This window comes from Nonomuraea sp. NPDC050536 (assembly GCF_044457685.1).
Lineage (GTDB): Bacteria > Actinomycetota > Actinomycetes > Streptosporangiales > Streptosporangiaceae > Nonomuraea.
Window position 1 is genome coordinate 24,631 of sequence record NZ_JBITHD010000021.1, and the last position, 18,892, is coordinate 43,522.

Here is an 18,892-nt window from a genome sequence, read left to right on the forward strand (position 1 = left end):
AGTCATAGGAAGGGATAGAGACCGGGAGGCGTCATGAGCGACTACGCAACGGCGAGAGCGGTCGGGGAACAGGCCAGGGAGACGGAGTGGGCGCGGCCGAGCTTCGGCAAGCAACTGTTCCTGGGTGACTTCCGGCTGGACCTGGTGTATCCGGTGCCGGCGCCGGCGGAGGAGGCGGCCAAGCGGGGCGAGGAGTTCGTCAGGGCGGTGCGCAGGTTCCTGGACGGGCAGGTCGACCCGGCGGTGATCGAGCGGACAGGGCGGATCCCCGACGAGGTGGTCAAGGGGCTGCGGGAGCTGGGCGCGTTCGGGATCACGATCTCGCAGGAGTACGGCGGGCTGGGGCTGCCGTACCTGTACTACTGCCGCGCGCTCATGCTGATCGGCTCGTACTGCCCGGCGCTGGCGACGCTGCTGTCGGCGCACCAGTCGATCGGGGTGCCGCAGCCGCTGAAGCAGTTCGGCAGCGAGGAGCAGAAGCGGGAGTTCCTACCGAGGTGCGCGCGGGGCGAGATCTCGGCGTTCCTGCTGACCGAGCCGGACGTGGGCTCCGACCCGGCGAGGCTGTCCACCACCGCGACCAGGGACGGCGACGACTACGTCCTGGACGGCGTCAAGCTGTGGACCACCAACGGCGTGATCGCCGACCTCCTGGTCGTCATGGCCCGCACGGGCAAGAGGATCTCGGCGTTCGTCGTCGAGGCCGACTCTCCCGGCATCACGGTCGAGCGGCGCAACGAGTTCATGGGCCTGCGCGGCATCGAGAACGGCGTTACCGAGTTCTCCCAGGTCAGGGTCCCGGCGAAGAACCTCATCGGCCGCGAGGGCGAGGGGCTGAAGATCGCCCTGACCACGCTTAACACTGGCCGGCTGAGCCTGCCCGCGACCTGCGCGGGCAACGCCAAGTGGGCGGTGAAGATCGCCCGCGAGTGGGGTACGGCCCGCGTCCAGTGGGGCAGGAGGCTCGGCGAGCACGAGGCCGTGGCCACCAAGATCGCCTTCATCGCGGCCACCGCCTACGCGCTGGAGGCCGTGTGCGACCTGACCGCCAGGATGGCCGACGACCAGCGCAACGACATCAGGATCGAGGCCGCGCTGGCCAAGCTGTACTCCACCGAGCAGTCGTACCAGGCGCTCGACGAGCTGGTCCAGATCAGGGGCGGGCGCGGATTCGAGACTGCCGCCTCGCTGGCCGCACGGGGCGAGCGCGGCGTGCCGGCCGAGCAGATGCTGCGCGACTCGCGGATCAACCGCATCTTCGAGGGCTCCTCGGAGATCATGAAGCTGCTCATCACCAGGGAGGCCGTGGACGCCCACCTGTCGGCGGCGGGTGAGCTGATCGACCCGGAGGCCGGCCGCCAGGCCAGGGCGCGGGCGCTCAAGCGGGCCGGCCGCTTCTACGCCAAGTGGCTGCCCTCGCTGGTGGCGGGCACCGGCAACCTGCCCACGGCCTACGCCGACTTCGGCCCGCTGGCCGGTCACCTGCGTTTCGTGGAGCGGACCAGCAGGAAGCTGGCCAGGTCCACCTTCTACGGCATGTCCAGGTGGCAGGGCAGGCTGGAGCACAAGCAGGCCTTCCTCGGCAGGATCGTCGACATCGGCGCCGAGCTGTTCGCGATGACGGCCGCCTGCGTCAAGGCCGACGAGGACTCCCGCGACCTGGGGCGCCGCCCGCAGGAGCTGGCCGACACGTTCTGCCAGCAGGCCAGACAGCGGGTGGACGCGCTGTTCGGCAGCCTGTGGGACAACACCGACGGCGAGGACGTACGGCTGGCGCGGTACGTGCTGGACGGCCGGTACTCCTTCCTGGAAGAAGGCATCCTGGATCCGTCGATCGAGGGCCCGTGGATAGGCACGCCGGAGGGCGGGGAGAACGTGCGGAGAAAGATCCTCTGACGCCCTGGTCTAGACCGGATGCCCCATTTGGTTTGCCCTCATGTTCTCAAACCGATATCTGCCGGTATAGACCGGCTGATGAATCCCGGCTTACTCTGACGCAAACGCAGTGAGCTGCGGCTCACGCACCCCCAATCCCTTTGGGCGGGGTCGGCAGCTGGTACGGACCAGCGTGGCCCGTCCGACGAGAAGGCGGTATCAACGGTGAACATCAAGCTTGTGGGCGGTGCCGCTCTCGGCCTGGCCACCATGCTGGTCCTGTCCAGCTGCGGCGGGGGCGGAACCAGCTCGAACGGCGGCGATAACAAGGCGTCGGGCGGTGGTCCCGTCACCCTGAAGATGGTGGCGGCGGACTACGGCGACAACCCCACGGCCGACAACGCGGGCACGAAGTTCTGGAAGTCCGTGGTGGACGAGTTCCAGGCGCAGAACCCGAACATCAAGGTCGATGTTCAGGTCATCAACTGGAACGACATCGACAAGCAGGTCGCCACCATGGTGCAGAACGGGCAGATGCCCGACATCCTGCAGACCGGTGACTACTCCGGCTTCGTCAAGGACGGCCTGCTCTACAAGGTCGACGAGGTCCTGTCTCCCAACGTCTCCGGCGACATGCTGCAGAAGTTCGCCGACTTCGGCAAGGTCGACGGCACGGCCTACGGCATTCCGTTCGTGTCCTCGGCCCGCGCGCTGTTCTACAACAAGGACCTGTTCAAGAAGGCCGGTATCGCCGAGCCGCCCAAGACCTGGGACGAGCTGAAGGCCGACGCCGAGAAGCTGAAGAAGGCCGGCGTCAGCCAGCCCTTCGGCCTGCCGCTGGGCCAGGAGGAGGCGCAGGCCGAGTCCTTCCTGTGGATGCTGGGCAACGGCGGCGGCTACACCGACGCCTCCGGCAAGTGGCAGATCAACGCCCCGCAGAACGTCGAGGCGTTCACCTACGTCAAGGGCCTGGTCGACGCCGGGCTGACCACCCCGAACCCGGGCACCAAGGACCGCAAGGCGGTCTGGGAGGACTTCGCGGCCGGCAAGGTCGGCATGGTCAACGGCGGCCCGATGTCGATTCCGATCTTCGACAAGGGCGCCATCAAGGACCAGTACGCCGTCGCGCCCATCCCCGGCAAGACCGGCCCGCTGACCACCACGCTGGGCGTCATGGACTGGATCATGGCGTTCAACAAGAACGGCCACGCCGCGGAGATCAAGAAGTTCTTCGACTTCTTCTACACCGGTGACGCCGTCCAGAAGATCGTCGACAACTACAAGCTGCTGCCGGTGACCAACGGCGGCATCCAGAAGCTGTCGGGCGACGAGAAGCTCAAGCCGTTCCTCGACGCGCTGCCCAACGCCAGCTTCTACCCCTTCAAGGACCCGAAGTGGTCCGAGGTGAACACCGCCATCAAGCAGCAGATCGGCGGCGCGGTCAAGGACCCGGCCAAGACGCTGGGTGACCTGCAGAAGGTCGCCGAGTCCGGCTGATCCAGCGGGGATCCGTACGGCCGGCGGCTCGCCAGCCGCCGGCCGTACCTCCATGAAAGGTTCTTCATGAGAAGGTTGGAACCCCTGGCCTGGGTGGGGCCGGCGGTGATCCTGATCGCCGTGGTCGTGCTCTGGCCCGTGGTCGAGATGGTCAAGTCGTCGTTCCTGAAGATCAGCAGGTTCGGCATCGTCCAGGGCTCGAACGGCACCAAGAACTTCACCAAGCTGTTCGCGGCGCCCGACTTCGGGGCGATCATGTTTCGCTCGCTGATCTGGGTGGTCGCGGTCGTCGCCCTCACCGTGCTGATCTCGCTGGCCCTGGCCCAGCTGTTCAACCAGCGGTTCCCCGGCCGTAAGGTCGCGCGGTGGGCGCTCATCGCGCCGTGGGCCGCCTCGGTGCTGATGACGGCGATCATCTTCAAGTGGATGCTCGACCCCGAGGTCGGCGTCATCAACATCATCAGGAAGTGGCTGGGACTGATCCCCGCCATGGGCGGCGCGGACGCCGACCAGCTGGGCAACGCCTCGACCGCGCTGCCGTGGCTGATCTTCGTGGCCGTCTTCGTGTCGGTGCCGTTCACCACGTACGCGCTGCTGGCGGGGCTGGCGACGATCCCGGCGGACGTCTACGAGGCGGCCAAGATGGACGGCGCCACGAAGTGGCGGACGTATTGGTCGATCACGCTGCCGCTGCTGCGTCCCGCGCTGACCGTGGCCGCGCTGATCAACATCATGAACGTCTTCAACAGCTTCCCGATCATCTGGCCGATGACCCACGGCCAGCCGGGGTACTCCACGGCCACCTCGACGATCTTCATGTACATCCTGAAGGGCGCCGACATCGGTGAGTCCGCGGCGATGTCCGTGATCAACTTTGGCGCCGTGATCATCCTGACCGCGATCTTCCTCAAGATGTCCCGCTGGAAGCAGGAGGTCGCGTGATGGCCGTCAGGACAGCGCCGCACCCGGCCCGCTCGCACGCCCGGTCGCGCCCGGCCAGCCACCGGCGGATGCCGAAGCTCAAGACGGTGATCCTGGCGGCCGTGGCCTACCTGGTCGGGTTCATCTTCCTGTTCCCGTACCTGATCATGCTGCTGACCGCGCTGCGGCCGCAGACCTCGCTGCGCGAGGCCACGATCTTCCCGTCGCAGTGGATGTGGTCCAACCTGGCCAACTTCTGGACCGGCGGGCTGGCGCACAACCTGTTCATCACGCTGAAGGTGGCGGGCGGCTCGACGCTGCTCGTGCTGCTGGTGGCGCTGCCCGCGGCCTACTACACCGCCCGCTACAAGTTCCGCGGCCGGGTCGCGTTCCTGATCCTGGTGCTGACCACCCAGATGTTCCAGCCCACGGCCATGCTGGTCGGCATCTACCGGGAGTTCTTCCAGTTCGGGCTGGTGGACAGCATCTGGTCGCTGATCCTGGTCAACGGCGGGTTCAACCTCGCCTTCGCGGTGTGGATCCTGAACGCCTACTTCTCCTCGATCCCGCGCGAACTCGAGGAGGCCGCCTTCATCGACGGCAACGGCCGCTTCGGCGCCCTCTTCAGGATCACGCTGCCGCTGGCGATGCCCGGTGTGATCACCGCGCTGATCTTCACGTTCATCGCCGCGTGGAACGAGTTCGTGGTCGCGCTCACGCTGGCCACCTCGCCGCAGAACCAGCCGCTGACGGTGGCGCTGAACTCCTTCATCGGGCAGTACGAGGTCGACTGGCAGAACCTGTTCGCCGGCTCGGTCATCGCCACGATCCCGGTGATCATCCTCTTCGCCCTGATCGAACGCAAGGTGGTCGGCGGCCTGACCGCCGGCTCCATCAAATAGCCCCCTCCACCGGCTCCATCAAATAGCCCCTCCACCCGGGCGTCCTCCTCCCGCCCGGGCCCCGGCCGCCGCCGTGCCCTCCACCACGGCGGCGGCCGGGGCGTCTTGTTCTCCAGGGGATTTTTCTCCGAGGGATTCTTCTCTAAGGGATTTTCCTGCTGCTGTACGGCGAGCCGCCGCCACCGCCACCCGCCGCACTCCGGCGGGCCTCTGTCCAGGGAGACGCTCCTCCGGTGATGCAGGGTCGCCCGCCGTTACGCCCTCGGAACCCACGTCCCGCGGTCCCGACTTTCCCGCCGTATGGTCACACGTGCTTGATCATGCCCCCGTCGATGAGATGCTCGCTGCCGGTGATGTTGACGGGCGAGGCCAGGAAGGCGATGAGCCGCGCGACCTCCTCCGGTGCGGCCAGGCGGCCGGTGGTGACGCCGCTCGCGCTGATCAGCTGTTCCACGAGCACCTCGTGGGAGACGCCCTGCTCCTTCGCGAGGCGGCCGACGAAGCCGTCCGGGTCGGTCCACACCCCGGTGCCCACCGGCCCCGGCGACACGGTGACGGCGCGCACGCCCTGCCCGCCGAACTGTTCGGAGATCACCTTGGTGAGGGCGCTGAGCGCGGCTTTGGCGACGTTGTAGTCGGCGGGACCGGCGGCGGCGGCGCGCGCCCCGACCGAGGAGACGTTGATGATCGTGCCCTTGCGTTCGATCAGGTAGGGAAGCGCGGCGCGGCTGGCCCGCAGCGCGCTGTAGAAGTGCAGGTCGAAGGTGTGCTCCCAAGCCTCGTCTGGCAGTTCGAGCAGGTTGAACCGGGCGCCCTTGGCGAAGTCGTCGGTATCGCCGACCCCCACGTTGTTGACCAGCAGGTCGATGCCGCCGAGCACGCCGACGGCTCTGTCGATGAGCTCGGCCGGCCCGCCGGCTGTGGCGAGGTCGACGGTCACGGGTACTGCCTCGGTCTCCTTCAGCTCCGCCGTGATCGTGCGTGAGCCGGTGACCACGCGCATCCCCTCGGCGAGCAGGGTGCGAACGAGTGCCAGGCCGATGCCCTTGCTGCCGCCGGTGACGACGGCCGTCTTGCCGGTCAGGTGCAGATCCATGGAATGTTCTCCTTTCGCTGCCGCAGCGGGCGCTGCGGTGCAGGTGGGTTGCGAGCGTTGTGCCGAGCCGGCGGTACGCGTTTTAGGCCTGCTCGTGCGCCGCCAGCAGGGCAGGCGCGCCGGTGCTCTGCTCGGGGCGTGGCCAGAGGCCGATCCAGATGAGGACGACGCTGACGAACGTGATGATCACGTTCACGGTCAGCGCCAGTTGGATCCCGGTCAGTTCCGCGGCTTGAGTGGCGGCGATCGCGCTCAGGATCGGGATGCCGATCGTGATGGCGACGTTCTGGGTCATGGTCGTGAGGCCGGTGGCCAGGCCCTGCTCCTCGTTCGGGAGGCCGGACGTGCCGGTGACGGTGTAGGCCACGATGGATGTCACATGCCCGAAGAAGCCGATGAACAGCGCGGGGATCAGCAGCGCCAGCCCCATGCGGTCGGAGCCTACGAAGATCAGCGGGACGGTGGCGAGTCCTTGCACGGCCAGGCCGGCGGGCAGGACTTTGCGGTAGCCGTAGCGGCCGATGAGGCGGCCGGCGATCGGGCCTGCCAGCACCGCCGCCAGTCCCGGGACACCGAAGATCAGGCCGGTGATGAGCGGGTCGAAGGTGAGGACGTTCTGGAGGTACAGCGTCATCAGGAAGATCATCGCGGTTTCCATGGTGAACACCACGAGACCGGCGTAGTTGCCCCACTTGACGGTCTGCCGCTTGAGGATGCGGAGCGGGGCGAGCGGCGCGGCCGCGCGTAGTTCGATCAGCCAGAACGCGGCCAGCAGCACGATGCCGATGGCACCGGCGGGGATGTTCTGCTCGATGATGGCGTAGACGACGGCAAGCAGACCGCCGGTCCCGGTGATCGCGCCGGGGACGTCCAGCTTGACCCGGTCGGGCACCTTGCTCTCGCTGATCAGGAACGGCGTGAGGACGAGGATGATCACAGCCACGGGCACGTTGATGAAGAACGCGGTACGCCAGCTCAGCAAGGTGACCAGAGTGCCGCCGACCAGGGCGCCGATGGTGAAGCCGCCGGACAACAGCGCGCCGTTCAGGCCCAGGACCCGATCGCGCGTCGCGCCCTCCTGGAATGTGGTGGTGAGCAGGGACAGCGAGGCCGGGACGGACAAGGCGGTGGACAGGCCCTGAAGGGCGCGGGCGGCCAGGAGCACCTCAGGAGAGGTGGCGAAGCCGCCGAGCAGCGAGGCCACGGCCAGCAGGACCATGCCTGCGAGGAAGAGCCGGCGGCGGCCGAACAGGTCGGCCAACCGTCCGCACAGGAGCGTGAAGCCCGCCGCGGGCAGGGCGTAGGCGGAGGCGATCCAGGGCAGCGCTGTCAGCTCCAGCCCGATGCCCTGGCCCACCTCGGGCAGTGCGACGTTCAGGATGGAGAAGTCGGCGGACAGCATGAACCCCGCGCCGAGCAGGATCAGCAGGATCAACCGCTGCCGTCCGGTGAAGCGGGGTGGCGAGGTCGTGGCGGTAGTCAAGAGACGGTTCCCTTTCTCAAGAACCCGGTATGGGGTGACGGGCAGCACGCCATCAGGCCGGGCCGGCCCAAGGTCCCCTGGGTGTTGTCGCGGATCTCTTCCGCATCGACCGTCGGATTGCGGTCGGCCGGCAGGCAGGGCTTGTCCGGCATCACGCCGTGTCCCCGCTTCGCTCGGCTTCAGGGCACGCTCAGGACACCCCGCGGTAGGGGGTGTGCCGTGAGCGCGCTTTCCAGGCCTGCCCTCGGAATCCACTCGCCACAATGGCCGGGTGACCGGGCAGGGGTCGTACACGTACTACTTGGTGAGCTAGCTCTCTTCCCGTTCGGCTGCCTCGGCGAGGCGTTTGATCGTCGCCAGGCGCCGATCCCAGTCGGCGGCGAGCGCGGACATCCACCGCGCCGTCGCATCAAGCGCCGCAGGCCTCACCGCGTACCGCACCTCCCGTCCCACCCGGCCTCCGGAAACCAGTCCGGCGGCGTCCAGGACGGCGAGATGCTTGACCACTGCCTGCCGCGAGATGGGCAGCCGTTCGGCGAGCATGGTCGCGGTGGCCTCGCCCTGTGCGGCGAGCAGATCAAGCAGCTGACGTCGCGTCGGGTCGGCCAGCGCGGCCAGGACACCGTCGACTTCCTCGACGGGGCCGCGACCTTCCGCTGCGGTCACTCGGCCTGTTCGGCGCGATTCTTGACCGCGTCGAACACCTGGGGCCAGCCGTCGGAGTTGAACCGCACCGTCTGGTCGCGCTGATCCTCGGACAGGCTCAGTGCCGCGAACCCACTCTCGACGACGCGCAGACGAGTCTTGCCGCCCTCCGTGCTCAGCATGAATTCCACCAGAGTGCTGTTGTCCATACGCAGCTCTTCCCCGGGGAACGCGCTGGCCCAGCGGTAGGCCACGTACGTCGGCGGCTCGACCTTCTCCACACGCACCGAGACCTCACCCAGATTGGGATTCTTCGCGACCAGCGACACACCTTCCCTGGCCACGGTGCCCGCCACGCTCGCCTCATCGGCCACCCAGAACCCGGGCACGGCCACCAGCGACCACACCCGCTCCAGGGACGCCTCGATCAAGGTGTCGCGTTCTATCCGGTCCTCGCTCATCATGCCTCCTATTACGGTCATCTGACGCAACCCCATGGTTGCACGTCAACTCGCCAGGAGCAACCCAGGGGTTGCAGATTCTGCCGTTGCCGATCGACGACATGATCGTCGGGTACGGGTGATGGCCTACGTCGAAGGGCTCCTCGCCCGTCATCGGCGTACTACGGCGTCCGGCACGCACACAACGCCGCCGTGCGGCCAACCTCATGGGATTCTTCTCTGAGGGATTTTTCCTGCTGGTGTACGGCGAGCCGCCGCCTCCGCCACCCGCCGCACTTCGGCCGAGCTCCGTCCAGGGAGACGCTCCTCCGGTGATGCGGGGTCGCTCGCCGTCACGACTCCGCTCTGGACCGGTCACCCCGGGAAGGTGCCCCGCGCCGGAAGGCGACTGCCGCCGCCGCGAGCACGGCAGGGACCGCGAGGTAGAGCCCGCAGAACGCCAGGGACGCCACCGCCAGGACCGTGCCCGAGATCGCGACGCCCCGCTGCCATCCCGTGAGCGCCCGGACCGCCGATGCCGTACCCGCCGCTGTCACCGCGGCCAGGCACGCCGACGTGGCCCGCATCAACGGATCGACATCAACCCCCCGCACCACCACGACCACCGTCGCCCCTGCGGTCATGACCCCCAGCCTGCGTGCCGAGGCATGTCGTGGGTGGTGGGTCCAAGGGCCGGGGTGCCTGGATGACGAAGCGCCGTGGCGGCGGGCAAGCGGCATCGACTCGCCGGAAGCGCCGGATGCGGGTCGTCAGCGCACGACGGCGGGCGGCCGGTGGCGGCGGCCTGCCGTAACAAAGCGCTCTGAGCGACCCGTAACAAAGGGCTATGAGCGACCTGTAACAAAGGGCTATGAGCGACCCGCCGTAACAAAGGGCTAGGAAAAGCGCAGGTAGGAAGCCGGGACGTGGGCGGTGAGCCAGACGCCGTTGGCGGAGTGGTGGAAGACGTGGCCGCCGGTGTGCATGGTGGCGGCGTCGACCGTGAGGATCACCGGGGCGCCGCGGCGGGAGCCGACCTTGGTGGCCGTCTCGACGTCGGGCGAGAGGTGGACGTGGTGGCGGGCCATCGGCCGTAGCCCCTCCGCCAGGATCGACGGCAGGAACCTGCCCACCGTGCCGTGATAGAGCAGCGCGGGCGGCACCGCGGGTTCGAGATCCAGGTCCACCTCCACCGAGTGACCCTGGTTGGCGCGGATCATGCCGTCCTCGATGGTGTAGCGCCGCTTGTCGTTGCTCCTGACGACTTCGTCGAGCTCCTCCCGGGTGATCGGGAAGCCGTGGGCCGCGGCGGCCGAGAGCAGCATGTCGACCGCGACCCAGCCGTGCGCGTCCAGGCGGACCCCGATGCGGTCCGGCTCGTGGCGCAGGTGCAAGGCCAGGTATTTGGAGATGCGAACGAGTCGCCCTTCTTGCATGGCTTCACTATAGTTTGTGTACGACGTAAGCTTACGATGTACACAAACATCCGACGCAGGAGGCACAACATGATCGCCGTCATCGTTCCGCTCGTCTGGCTGGGCTGGCTCGTGGTGACCGAGTGGGTGCCCATGTACCCGCTCAACGACCTGACCCCAGGCAACCTGCGCCACCGCCTGCTGGCGGCGTCCATCAACTATCCGTTCCCCCTCCTGATCGCCGGCGGCGTGGCGCTGCACCAGACGTGGTCGCTGATCGCCGCCACCGCGCTGTGCGTGCTGATCCTGGTCGGCCATGTGCAGAGTTGGTGGGTGCCGTACTTCGGCACCGCCACTCCCCAGCAGCGCGAGACCTACCTGCGCGACTACACCAGAACGCTGAAGGTCATCCCCACGCAGGGCCACGACGTGGTGATCGACGTGCAGCACCTGGTCGTGGGCGTGCTCTCGCTGGTCATGTTCGGCACCACGCTCGCCGCTACCCTGGCGGGGTGAAGCAGCGAGGGGGCCGACCCGCCGTACTGAGCCTCGACCGCATCCTGGCGGCGGCGGTCGAGGTGGTGGACGCCGAGGGGGCCGAGGCGCTGACCATGCGGCGGCTCGGCGCGCAGCTCGGCGTGGCACCCATGTCGCTCTACCGGCACGTGCCCAACCGCGACGCCCTGCTGGCCGCGGTGGTCAACCGGCTGTTCTCCGAGGTCGAGCCGGCCCTGGCGCAGAGCTGGTCCGAGACGCTGTACGGCTTCGCGGCCGCCTACCGGCGGATGCTGCTGGCCCATCCGCGGGCCGTGCCGCTGCTGGCCACCCATCCGGTCGACGTCGAGCTCGGGATGCGGCTGGTGAGCGGGCTGCTCGACCAGTTCGCGGCGGCGGGCGTGACGCGCGAGGAGGGCCTCACCGCCGTCCAGTCGGTCGGCGTGTACGTGCTCGGCCACGCCCTGGCCCAGGTCGGCCCGCATGGACCGACGGCGCCCACCGAGTTCTACGACACCTGGTTCGACACCGGGCTGCGTGCCATGATCACCGGTTTTTCAGCGGTGCACCGCTAGCCAGTGGCGCGCCGTGTCGACCGACAGGGTCAGGGGCAGCAGGCGGGAGCGGGCCCGCGCGATCCAGCCGCGCCGTACGTCCCTGTGCCGGTCCAGCTCCCGCCCGATCCCGGGGAAGTCGGTGTCGTCCAGGACCACGTCCTGGTAGGCGACCCACTGCGGCAGCCCGTCGACCTGCATGACGCAGCGGTAAACGCGGCGCGGCGGATCGGGCCGGTACAGGTATTCGGCCAGGTGCAGGGCGGTGCAGGATTCGTAGCCGACGCCGATGAGCAGCACGCCGGCGCGAAGCGCGTAGAGCTTGCCGAGCGGCGAGTCCGGGCCGAGATGCGAGGTGAGCGGGTGACCCGCCATCAGATGGGCGGCGTGCGGACCCGTGGCCGCGAAGGACGTCTGCGGATGTGCGCTGCGGATGGACCCGGGGCGGGTGCGCACGTAGTCGGCGATGCGTCCGGTGCTCGGCGCCGAGATCCTGAGGTGGAAGGGCGCCATCCGGGCCCTGAACCTGAGCACGTCCTGGACCGACAGGCCGGAGACCCTGCGCAGGTGGGCACGCGAGGTGTCGGAGTTCTCCGGCGTCGAGGTGGAGACCACCAGCGTGCCCGAGGGACCGAGGACGTCGAGGATCGTCTCGACGACGGTGCCGGCTCCGCCGGGGATGTGGCCCATGCTGGCCAGCGACGCGTGCAGGAGCACGATGCGGCCTTCGGTCAGGCCGAGCCGTCGAAGATCTTCCGCCAGGTCCAACGACGACCCCTGAACCACTCGTGAGGTAACGACGTATCCCTCACTGGCTGGCCAACTTTTGCTATCGAGTTGGAGAATAAGTGACGACGAAGGCTTTCGCCACGCGGCCGGGTGCGGTCTGCTACAGGAGCCGGGACGTCACGGGGGCCCTGAGCCGAGGAGGCGTGCGTTGACGGATATCGTCCGGGCGGACGACGGCAGGCGCATCGCGGTCGAGCAATCCGGCGATCCGTCGGGGAGGCCTGTTTTCCTCCTCCACGGCACCCCGGGTAGCCGGATGGGACCGGCGCCCCGCGGCATGCTGCTGTACCGGCTGGGCATCCGCCTCATCGCCTTCGACAGGCCGGGATACGGCGGGTCCGACCGCCTGGAGGGGCGTGACGTGGCCGCGGCCGCCGTCGACGTCCGGACCATCGCCGACCGGCTGGGACTCGACACGTTCGCGCTGGTCGGCAGGTCGGGAGGCGGTCCGCACGCGCTCGCAGCCGCCGCGCTGCTGCCCGGGCGGGTGACCAGGGTGGCCGCGCTGGTCAGCCTCGCGCCGCAGGGCGCCGAGGGCCTGGACTGGTACGAGGGCATGACCGAGTCCAACGTCGTGGAGTACAACGCCGCCGCCTCGGGCGTGGGCGTGCTGGAGACGCGGCTGGCGCCCAAGGCGGCCGCGATCCGGGCCAACCCCGAGAGCCTGATCTCCGGGCTCTACCAGGAGCTGTCGCCCAGCGACCGGCAGACCGTGGCCGACCTCGGCATCCGCCGCATGCTCGTCGACAACTTCGCCGAGGGGTTGAAGCACTCGGCTCACGGCTGGATAGACGACGCGATGGCCTTCTCCACGCCGTGGGGCTTCGACCCGGCCGACATCACGGTGCCCACCCTGCTGTGGCACGGCGCGCTCGACGGCTTCTCCCCCGTCGGCCACGCCCGCTGGCTGGCCGACCGCATCCCCGACGCCCGCGTCATCGTGCAGCCGGGCGTCGCGCACTTCGGCGCGCTCGACATCCTGCCCGACATGCTGCCCTGGCTGGTCGAGAGCTGACTACGTCGGCTGCGGCTCCAGGTCGCGGTTGAGCAGCCGCCAGTCGTGCAACGCGGTCAGGTTGGGGTGCTCCCTGCCCAGCACCTCCGCCATGACGGTCAGCAGCCGCTCGCGCGTCCTCCTGGCCTCGGCCGCGTGCTCCGGCCGGCCTGAGCGGTGCAGGGTGACGGCCAGGTTGGCCTCGCAGGCGATCGTGTCGGGATGCCGATCGCCCAGGGAGTCGCGCAGCAGCGACAGCGTGCGCCGCTGCAGCGCCTGCGCCCGGTCGAAGTCGCCGGTGTCGGTCAGGCAGTTGGCCAGGTTGATCGCCGCCGACAGCGTGTACGGGTGCGCCTCGCCCGGCCCGTCCATCAGCGCGGAAAAGGTGTCCTGGGCCAGCCTGAGCCCCGCCTCGAGCTCGTCGGACTCGCGCATGTAGCAGGCCAGGTTGTTCCTGGCCGCCAGGGTGTAGGGGTGGGTCTCGCCGAGGTTCTGCGCGTAGGCGCCGACGACGTCGCGGGCGATCTGCTTGGCCCTGGGCTTGTCGCCGAGCGCGGACACGCAGCAGCCGAGCTCGAGCAGCGCCGCAGTCCGCTCGGGGTCGTTGGGGTGGTGCAGCTCGTAGCGGTCGCAGGCCTCCGTCACGATCTCGGCGGCCTCGCTCTGGTTGCCGTCCTTGCGCAGCGACGCGGCCAGGCTCTTGGCGGTGCGCAGGGTCTCGATCGAGTCGGGTCCCTTCTTGCTGGTCCGGTACCGCTCCAGCGTTTCGCGCAGCAGCCTGGTCGACTCGCCGAACCTGCCCAGGTCACGCAGGTCCCTGGCCACGTGCAGCGCGGAGAACAGCGTCCACGGATCGTTCGGCCCCAGTGCCAGGCGGCGCCGCTCGTAGGTGTCCTCGTCCAGGACGAGGGCGCCGGCGGAGTCTCCGACGAGCCGCCGCGAGACGGCCAGGTTGTTGGCGGCCGACCACGTCTGGCGGTGATCCTCGCCGAAGAGGTCCCTGAGCTGTTCCAGGGTCCGGGTGTCCTGGGCCAGCGCCTCGGTGAACATGCCGAGCCCACGCAGGTCCGCGGCCACGCCGAAGGCCGTCATCAGCGTCTCGGGGTGGTCGGGACCCAGGTCCGCGGAGGCCTTCTGCTGCTCAAGCGCCCGGGCGTCCAGCTCGTACGCCTCGCGGTAGCGTCCCTGGGAGCGCAGCAGGTTCGCGGTCAGGCGCTCCAGTTGCAGCAGGTTCGTCCGCAGCGAGTCGTCCTGCGGATTCTGCTGGACCAGGCCCTCCCACACCCGGTGCGTCGTCTCGGCGGACTCCACTCCTTCTTCCAGCTCGCCCCGCTGCCAGAGGTAGCGGACCCGGTCGAGCAGCAGTTGCCTGGTGTCCTCCCGGGAGCTGGCGACCGCCTGCGACGGCTCCAGGTGCGGCCAGATCTGGTCGTAGAGCGCCCACATCTCCGGGTCGTCCGTGCCGCCCTCGCGGGGCCGCGCCGCGACCAGGATCTGGTGCACCTCCTGCCGGGTCCGGTCAGCGGCCTCCTCGTCGGACTGCCCCCTGATCGCGGCCTGCACGAGGCGGTGCACCTGGATCGCGTTGCTCTCCACCTTGGCCAGCGAGAACTTGGTGATCTCCCGTACGGCCTGCCCGATCATCAGCCGCGAGCGCATCCTCCTGTCGTAGGGCAGGAGGAGCCTGGCCACCACGTCGCTGTCGATCATGCGCATCGCGATGGGGTCGGGTCCGAGGAACGCGCACAGCTGCATCAGCCGCGCCGCGGCAGGCGATCGCGTCTCCAGCTGCTGGAGCGAAACGTTCCAGGTGGCGGCCACCTGGAGCGGGTAGTCCCGCGACTCGCCGGACTCGCCCACCTCACGCAGCTGGGCCTCGAACAGCTCGATGCACTGCGCCGCGGTCATCCCGGTCTCGGCCAGCCATGCGGCCGCCTGCTCGACCGCCAGCGGCAGGAACCCCATCGCCCCCGCCACCGCCAGCGCGTCGTCGTCAGCGAGCCCGGAGACCCGCGTGCGCAGGTGCTGGACGGCCTCCTCCTGGGTGAAGACGTCCACGTCGAGCGACTCGGCGACGGTGCGCCAGCCGGCGTTGCGCGAGGTGACGATGACGTGCCCGGTCCCGCCGGGCAGGAAGCCGGACACCGCTTCCGGGCTGTCGGCGTTGTCGAAGATCAGCAGCCATCTGCGGTACGGCTGGCCCTTGCGCAGCGCCTCGCGCACCGCGTCGGCCGCCTCGCTCATCCTGCTGGTCGCGACGGACAGGCCGAGCTTGTCCGCGAGCTCGGCCATCGCGGTGTTGATCAGCGCGGGCTGCTCGGCGGCCACCCACCACACCACGTCGTAGTCGGCCATGAACCGGTGGGCGTACTCCAGCGCCACCTGGGTCTTGCCCACCCCGCCCATGCCGTGGACCGCCTGTGGCAGCACGACGGTGGCGCTGCCGGCCACGAGCTGGTCGCGCAGCCGCTCCAGCACCTCGCTGCGGCCGGTGAACATGGGGTTCCTGCTCGGGACGTTCCACACCGGCGGGATGGCGCCGGGGAAACGCGGCGCCGGGTAGGCGGGATGCTCGGTGGCGGGCGCGGTCCTGCCGACGGCGCGCAGCAGGAGCTCGGTGGCCTGCGCGGCGTCCAGCCGCCCCAGGTCGACGGGCGACCAGTCGGCGAACGCCTCGGGGACCCGCACGTCGGTCACCCTGACCGGGATCAGCGTGCGGTTGGCGCGCAGCGGGTCGGCGGCGGCCGCGGCCTCGAGCACCGAGCGGGCCTCCTTGGAGCGCAGGTAGGCCGACGACAGCACGACGATCGTCTGGGAGGCCGCCTCGACGGTGTGCTCGGTGGACTGCGGCACCCCGGCGTCGTTGTCGCGGGTGAGCACCCGGATGCCGGCGCGTTGCAGGGTCGCCTTGATCCAGTCGGCCCACATGCGCTCCTGCGGCATGTAGCTGAGGAACACGTCGGCCGGTCTGGTGGGCCGCCTGCGGGCGAACACGTCCTGGTAGCGGCGGTGCACGTCCTCGTCGAGCTTGGGCAGCTCGGTGACGTCCCCCTCGGTGACGAACTTGGCCAGCCGTACGTAGGCGGAAAGCAGCGGGGACGGCAGCCCGGGGGCGTCGGCCAGCGTGGCGAGGGTCTCCTCGAAGGCGTAGAAGGGCAGGTAGGGGATCTCCACCTCGGCCCAGTACCTGTCGAGGTCGCCGCCGTCCAGGCCACTCGGCAGGCCGGCGAACTTGATGCGGGCCAGGGCGCGGCCGTTGTCGAGCTTGATCTTCTCGGCGCTCTCGATGCGCATCGGCACCGGTAGCACGCGGATGTTGCGCTCGCCGTACCTGTTGACGATGCTGCGCGCGACGGCGGCGGCACCCTCGATGCTCTGGTCGCTGAGCGTGAAGCAGTCGACGACCATGTCGGGCATTTCGATCGTGCAGATGTCGGCGATGTCGCTGAGCCCGGTGCGGGAGTCGATGAGCACGTAGTCGTAGTGGCGCTTCATGTCGGCGCGCAGCGCGGTGAAGAACTGGCCGCCGCCCAGGCGGTCGTAGAAGTTGTCCCAGTCGAAGCTGGAGACCAGCGAGGAGTAGTCGCGGTTCTGCCGGCCGGCCGAGATGAAGTCGAGCGTGCCGTCGCCGGGGAAGTACTCCCAGCTGATGGAGACCGCGTGGGGCAGCACCCGGGCGTAGTCCAGATGCCAGTCGAGCGGGCGCTGGTCGTCCTGGTGGGCCGCCGTCCAGGCGTAGTCGCTGATGATGTCGATGATGCCCTTGGTGTCGCGCAGCACGCCGGCGCCGAGGAAGGGGTGGAAGAAGCGGTGCAGTCCGGGCGATTCCAGGTCCCAGTCGAGGGCCAGGACCCGATGTCCGTGCGAGGCGAGGATCCAGGCCGTGTTGGCCAGCGACATCGTGCGCCCCGTGCCGCCCTTGTAGGAGTAGAAGGTGATGATGCTGCCTTCGCTCATCGTGACTCTTCCCGCCCTTCCGAAGGACCAAGCAGCCTGGGACGTCTGACGGCGGGCCCCTGAGGAGGAAATGTCCTGGCGACCCTGAGGAATCTGCTGCCGACCACGCGAGCGACGTCAAGCAGAGTTCTACCAAACTGCTGGACGGTAGGGATACCGCTGTCGATACTCCTGGCCGCGGCGCGTCCTTCGAGGAGCTTGCGGCCGAGCGTGCGCTCGGCGACGTCCCGCAGTTCAGGCTCGTCGTCGGCGCTCGGCCACGGCATCAGCACCGCGATCCAGGGCTTGTGCAGCGCGTCGAACTCGCCGAGCCGCTCCCGCCGCTCCGGTACGGCCAGCGTCCACGGATCCACCAGCAGGATCCCCGGCCAGGCGGGATGCTCGCCGCCCGACAGCAACTCGTCCACGTCCTCGTCGAAGGACCGCAGGACCGGCTGGTACTCCTCGCGCCTGGCCAGCTCGGCGGCGTAGCGCGCGATCGGGCCCTTGGAGGTGGGGTAGTACGGGTTCCAGTCCAGCTCGCGCTCGCCGTATCGGTCCGTGGCCCGGCCCGCGGGCACGTTGTCCACCGTCAGCGAGGCCACCGTGATATGCAGCGGCGCCCGCCGTGCCGGCCCCTTGAACGCGTTGGGCGCCCCGAAGTAGTCGGTGGGCACGCCCTGCGCGGGCTGCGCGTGCGCGGCCGCCTCGACGACCCGCCTGGCCAGGTGGTCGACCGTCTTCTCGTAGTCGCTCCTGAACCGGTTGAGCTTCATGATCCCGTAGAAGCCCATGGTGTCGTATGGCTCGCCCAGCGCCTCGGCCGTGATCCGCGGGTCCTTGGTGACCTCCGGCGTCTCCGACGGGCTCACCGGTGTCCACAGGGCGGGCACGATGGCCTCGAGGGAGCCGCGCCTGGCGAAGGCGGACCACTCCTTGCCGCAGTTCTCGCTGGCGAAGTACCGGGGCGAGTAGAGGGGGACGAACACCCGGCAGGTCGCCACCGCGGTCGCCAGGCGCGTCTCATCCCCGGCCATGAAGCCCACCTCGTCCAGGTGCCGGATGTCGGCCAGCTGGGCCACCTTGACGCGCAGGTCGTTGAAGAGCATGAACACCCAGCGGTCTGGATCCCGCTCGTCGTCCTGGTCGCCGGGCGTGTGCGCGTAGCTCATGAAGAAGTAGGGCCGGCTCGTCATGGGGCCTCCCTGGATCTCGGGTCCTGGGGAGTCTCGAAGACGTTCTCGAGATTCTTGAATCGGTTGAGGTTGCACGACCTGAGCCTGGTCGCGTGCGCGACACTGACGATCCGCCACGCGATCTCGAAGGTCGCCTCTTGATAGTCGTGCCGGTATTTCTCGACGCTGGCCAGCTTGAACAGGCCGAACCTGCGGTAGTTCTCCCCTATTTCCGTGTGCCAATCCTGTAAATGGCCGGCGCACGGCGGGATCTCTTTCCTGTCGACCGGAACCCAGAGAACCGGAATCATCGCCCGCACCGGAACCCGGCGGCGCCTGTTGTGCGCGGCCTCGCGCCGGGCGAAGCCATCCCATTCTTGGCCGCAGTAGGGGCGGGTGAAATAGCGCGGCTGGTACATGGGGACGAAGACGTAGCAGTCGGCCAGCGCGCGGTAGATGCCGGGCTCCCAGTCGTCGCCGGTCCGCAGGCTGCGGTCCATGAATCCGGCGGCCTCCGCGCTGGGCGCCGCCGTCAGCTGCAGGATGTTGGTGCGCAGGTCGTGGAAGAACTTGACCGCGAGCCGGTCGGGATGCTGGCCGTCGGCCACGTCGCTCTGGGGACTGTGCGCGTAACTGAAGAAGAAGTAGGGGCGCACTCGCACCCGCGGTGTTTCC

The 18,892-nt window shown here is 69.0% G+C and carries 17 protein-coding genes; 7 read left to right on the top strand and 10 right to left on the bottom strand.

Going from position 1 to position 18,892, the window contains the following annotated elements; translation table 11 throughout:
• The first annotated feature begins 33 nt into the window (after nucleotides 1-33).
• From ACIBHX_RS41085 to ACIBHX_RS41100, 4 genes are all read left to right on the top strand, one after another.
• Nucleotides 34-1,896: an acyl-CoA dehydrogenase family protein gene (locus tag ACIBHX_RS41085; RefSeq protein ID WP_397072988.1), complete on the top strand. Its 1,863-nt coding sequence runs from the start codon at nucleotides 34-36 to the stop codon at nucleotides 1,894-1,896.
• A gap of 204 nt (nucleotides 1,897-2,100) precedes the next feature.
• Entirely contained in the window at nucleotides 2,101-3,372 is a 1,272-nt protein-coding gene (locus ACIBHX_RS41090) for an extracellular solute-binding protein (RefSeq protein WP_397072990.1), read from the top strand.
• A 66-nt stretch (nucleotides 3,373-3,438) separates the two neighbouring features.
• Complete coding sequence (locus tag ACIBHX_RS41095) at nucleotides 3,439-4,314, top strand: carbohydrate ABC transporter permease (protein WP_397072992.1); 876 nt, start codon at nucleotides 3,439-3,441, stop codon at nucleotides 4,312-4,314.
• Nucleotides 4,314-5,195 (top strand): carbohydrate ABC transporter permease, encoded by an 882-nt coding sequence (locus ACIBHX_RS41100; protein WP_397072994.1) that lies wholly within the window; start codon nucleotides 4,314-4,316, stop codon nucleotides 5,193-5,195. Before ACIBHX_RS41095 ends, ACIBHX_RS41100 begins: the two co-directional genes overlap by 1 nt.
• 304 nt (nucleotides 5,196-5,499) lie before the next feature.
• Here ACIBHX_RS41100 and ACIBHX_RS41105 read toward each other — a convergent pair whose 3' ends face one another.
• From ACIBHX_RS41105 to ACIBHX_RS41130, 6 genes are all read right to left on the bottom strand, one after another.
• Complete coding sequence (locus ACIBHX_RS41105) at nucleotides 5,500-6,291, bottom strand: SDR family NAD(P)-dependent oxidoreductase (RefSeq protein WP_397072995.1); 792 nt, start codon at nucleotides 6,289-6,291, stop codon at nucleotides 5,500-5,502.
• A gap of 82 nt (nucleotides 6,292-6,373) precedes the next feature.
• Nucleotides 6,374-7,774, bottom strand: a complete 1,401-nt coding sequence (locus ACIBHX_RS41110; protein WP_397072997.1) for an MFS transporter — start codon at nucleotides 7,772-7,774, stop codon at nucleotides 6,374-6,376.
• Between the two features lie 309 nt (nucleotides 7,775-8,083).
• On the bottom strand, nucleotides 8,084-8,440 hold the full coding sequence (locus tag ACIBHX_RS41115; RefSeq protein ID WP_397072999.1) for an ArsR/SmtB family transcription factor: 357 nt from the start codon (nucleotides 8,438-8,440) through the stop codon (nucleotides 8,084-8,086).
• Nucleotides 8,437-8,901 carry an SRPBCC domain-containing protein gene (locus ACIBHX_RS41120; protein ID WP_397073001.1) on the bottom strand — a complete coding sequence of 155 codons (465 nt, stop codon included), beginning with the start codon at nucleotides 8,899-8,901 and terminating at the stop codon, nucleotides 8,437-8,439. The genes ACIBHX_RS41115 and ACIBHX_RS41120 overlap by 4 nt, the downstream gene beginning before the upstream one ends.
• Nucleotides 8,902-9,212: 311 nt before the next feature.
• Nucleotides 9,213-9,503 (bottom strand): hypothetical protein, encoded by a 291-nt coding sequence (locus ACIBHX_RS41125; protein WP_397073003.1) that lies wholly within the window; start codon nucleotides 9,501-9,503, stop codon nucleotides 9,213-9,215.
• Between the two features lie 252 nt (nucleotides 9,504-9,755).
• Nucleotides 9,756-10,295, bottom strand: coding sequence for an RNA 2'-phosphotransferase (locus tag ACIBHX_RS41130; protein WP_397073005.1), 540 nt, complete (start codon nucleotides 10,293-10,295; stop codon nucleotides 9,756-9,758).
• A 69-nt stretch (nucleotides 10,296-10,364) separates the two neighbouring features.
• Between ACIBHX_RS41130 and ACIBHX_RS41135 the strand changes: the two genes are divergently transcribed.
• Complete coding sequence (locus tag ACIBHX_RS41135; RefSeq protein WP_397073007.1) at nucleotides 10,365-10,790, top strand: hypothetical protein; 426 nt, start codon at nucleotides 10,365-10,367, stop codon at nucleotides 10,788-10,790.
• Nucleotides 10,787-11,344, top strand: coding sequence for a TetR/AcrR family transcriptional regulator (locus ACIBHX_RS41140; protein ID WP_397073008.1), 558 nt, complete (start codon nucleotides 10,787-10,789; stop codon nucleotides 11,342-11,344). Before ACIBHX_RS41135 ends, ACIBHX_RS41140 begins: the two co-directional genes overlap by 4 nt.
• Here ACIBHX_RS41140 and ACIBHX_RS41145 read toward each other — a convergent pair.
• The gene (locus ACIBHX_RS41145) at nucleotides 11,327-12,091 is read right to left on the bottom strand and encodes an aminoglycoside N(3)-acetyltransferase (RefSeq protein WP_397073010.1); all 765 of its coding nucleotides are present in this window, start codon (nucleotides 12,089-12,091) and stop codon (nucleotides 11,327-11,329) included. The two genes, ACIBHX_RS41140 and ACIBHX_RS41145, sit on opposite strands and share 18 nt — an antisense overlap.
• 169 nt (nucleotides 12,092-12,260) lie before the next feature.
• On the opposite strand from ACIBHX_RS41145, the gene ACIBHX_RS41150 reads away from it, so the two are divergent.
• A complete protein-coding gene (locus tag ACIBHX_RS41150; RefSeq protein WP_397073012.1) occupies nucleotides 12,261-13,127 on the top strand; it encodes an alpha/beta fold hydrolase in 867 nt (288 codons plus the stop codon).
• Here the strand turns inward: ACIBHX_RS41150 and fxsT are convergent, their stop codons facing one another.
• Genes fxsT through ACIBHX_RS41165 form a run of 3 tightly spaced genes read right to left on the bottom strand, consistent with a single transcriptional unit; the run spans nucleotide 13,128 to nucleotide 18,879 of the window.
• Nucleotides 13,128-17,063, bottom strand: coding sequence for an FxSxx-COOH system tetratricopeptide repeat protein (gene fxsT, locus ACIBHX_RS41155; protein ID WP_397073013.1), 3,936 nt, complete (start codon nucleotides 17,061-17,063; stop codon nucleotides 13,128-13,130).
• Nucleotides 17,060-18,238, bottom strand: a complete 1,179-nt coding sequence (locus ACIBHX_RS41160) for a TIR-like protein FxsC (protein ID WP_397073015.1) — start codon at nucleotides 18,236-18,238, stop codon at nucleotides 17,060-17,062. Before ACIBHX_RS41160 ends, fxsT begins: the two co-directional genes overlap by 4 nt.
• The gene (locus ACIBHX_RS41165) at nucleotides 18,235-18,879 is read right to left on the bottom strand and encodes a TIR-like protein FxsC (RefSeq protein ID WP_397073017.1); all 645 of its coding nucleotides are present in this window, start codon (nucleotides 18,877-18,879) and stop codon (nucleotides 18,235-18,237) included. The genes ACIBHX_RS41160 and ACIBHX_RS41165 overlap by 4 nt, the downstream gene beginning before the upstream one ends.
• Nucleotides 18,880-18,892 lie beyond the last annotated feature (13 nt).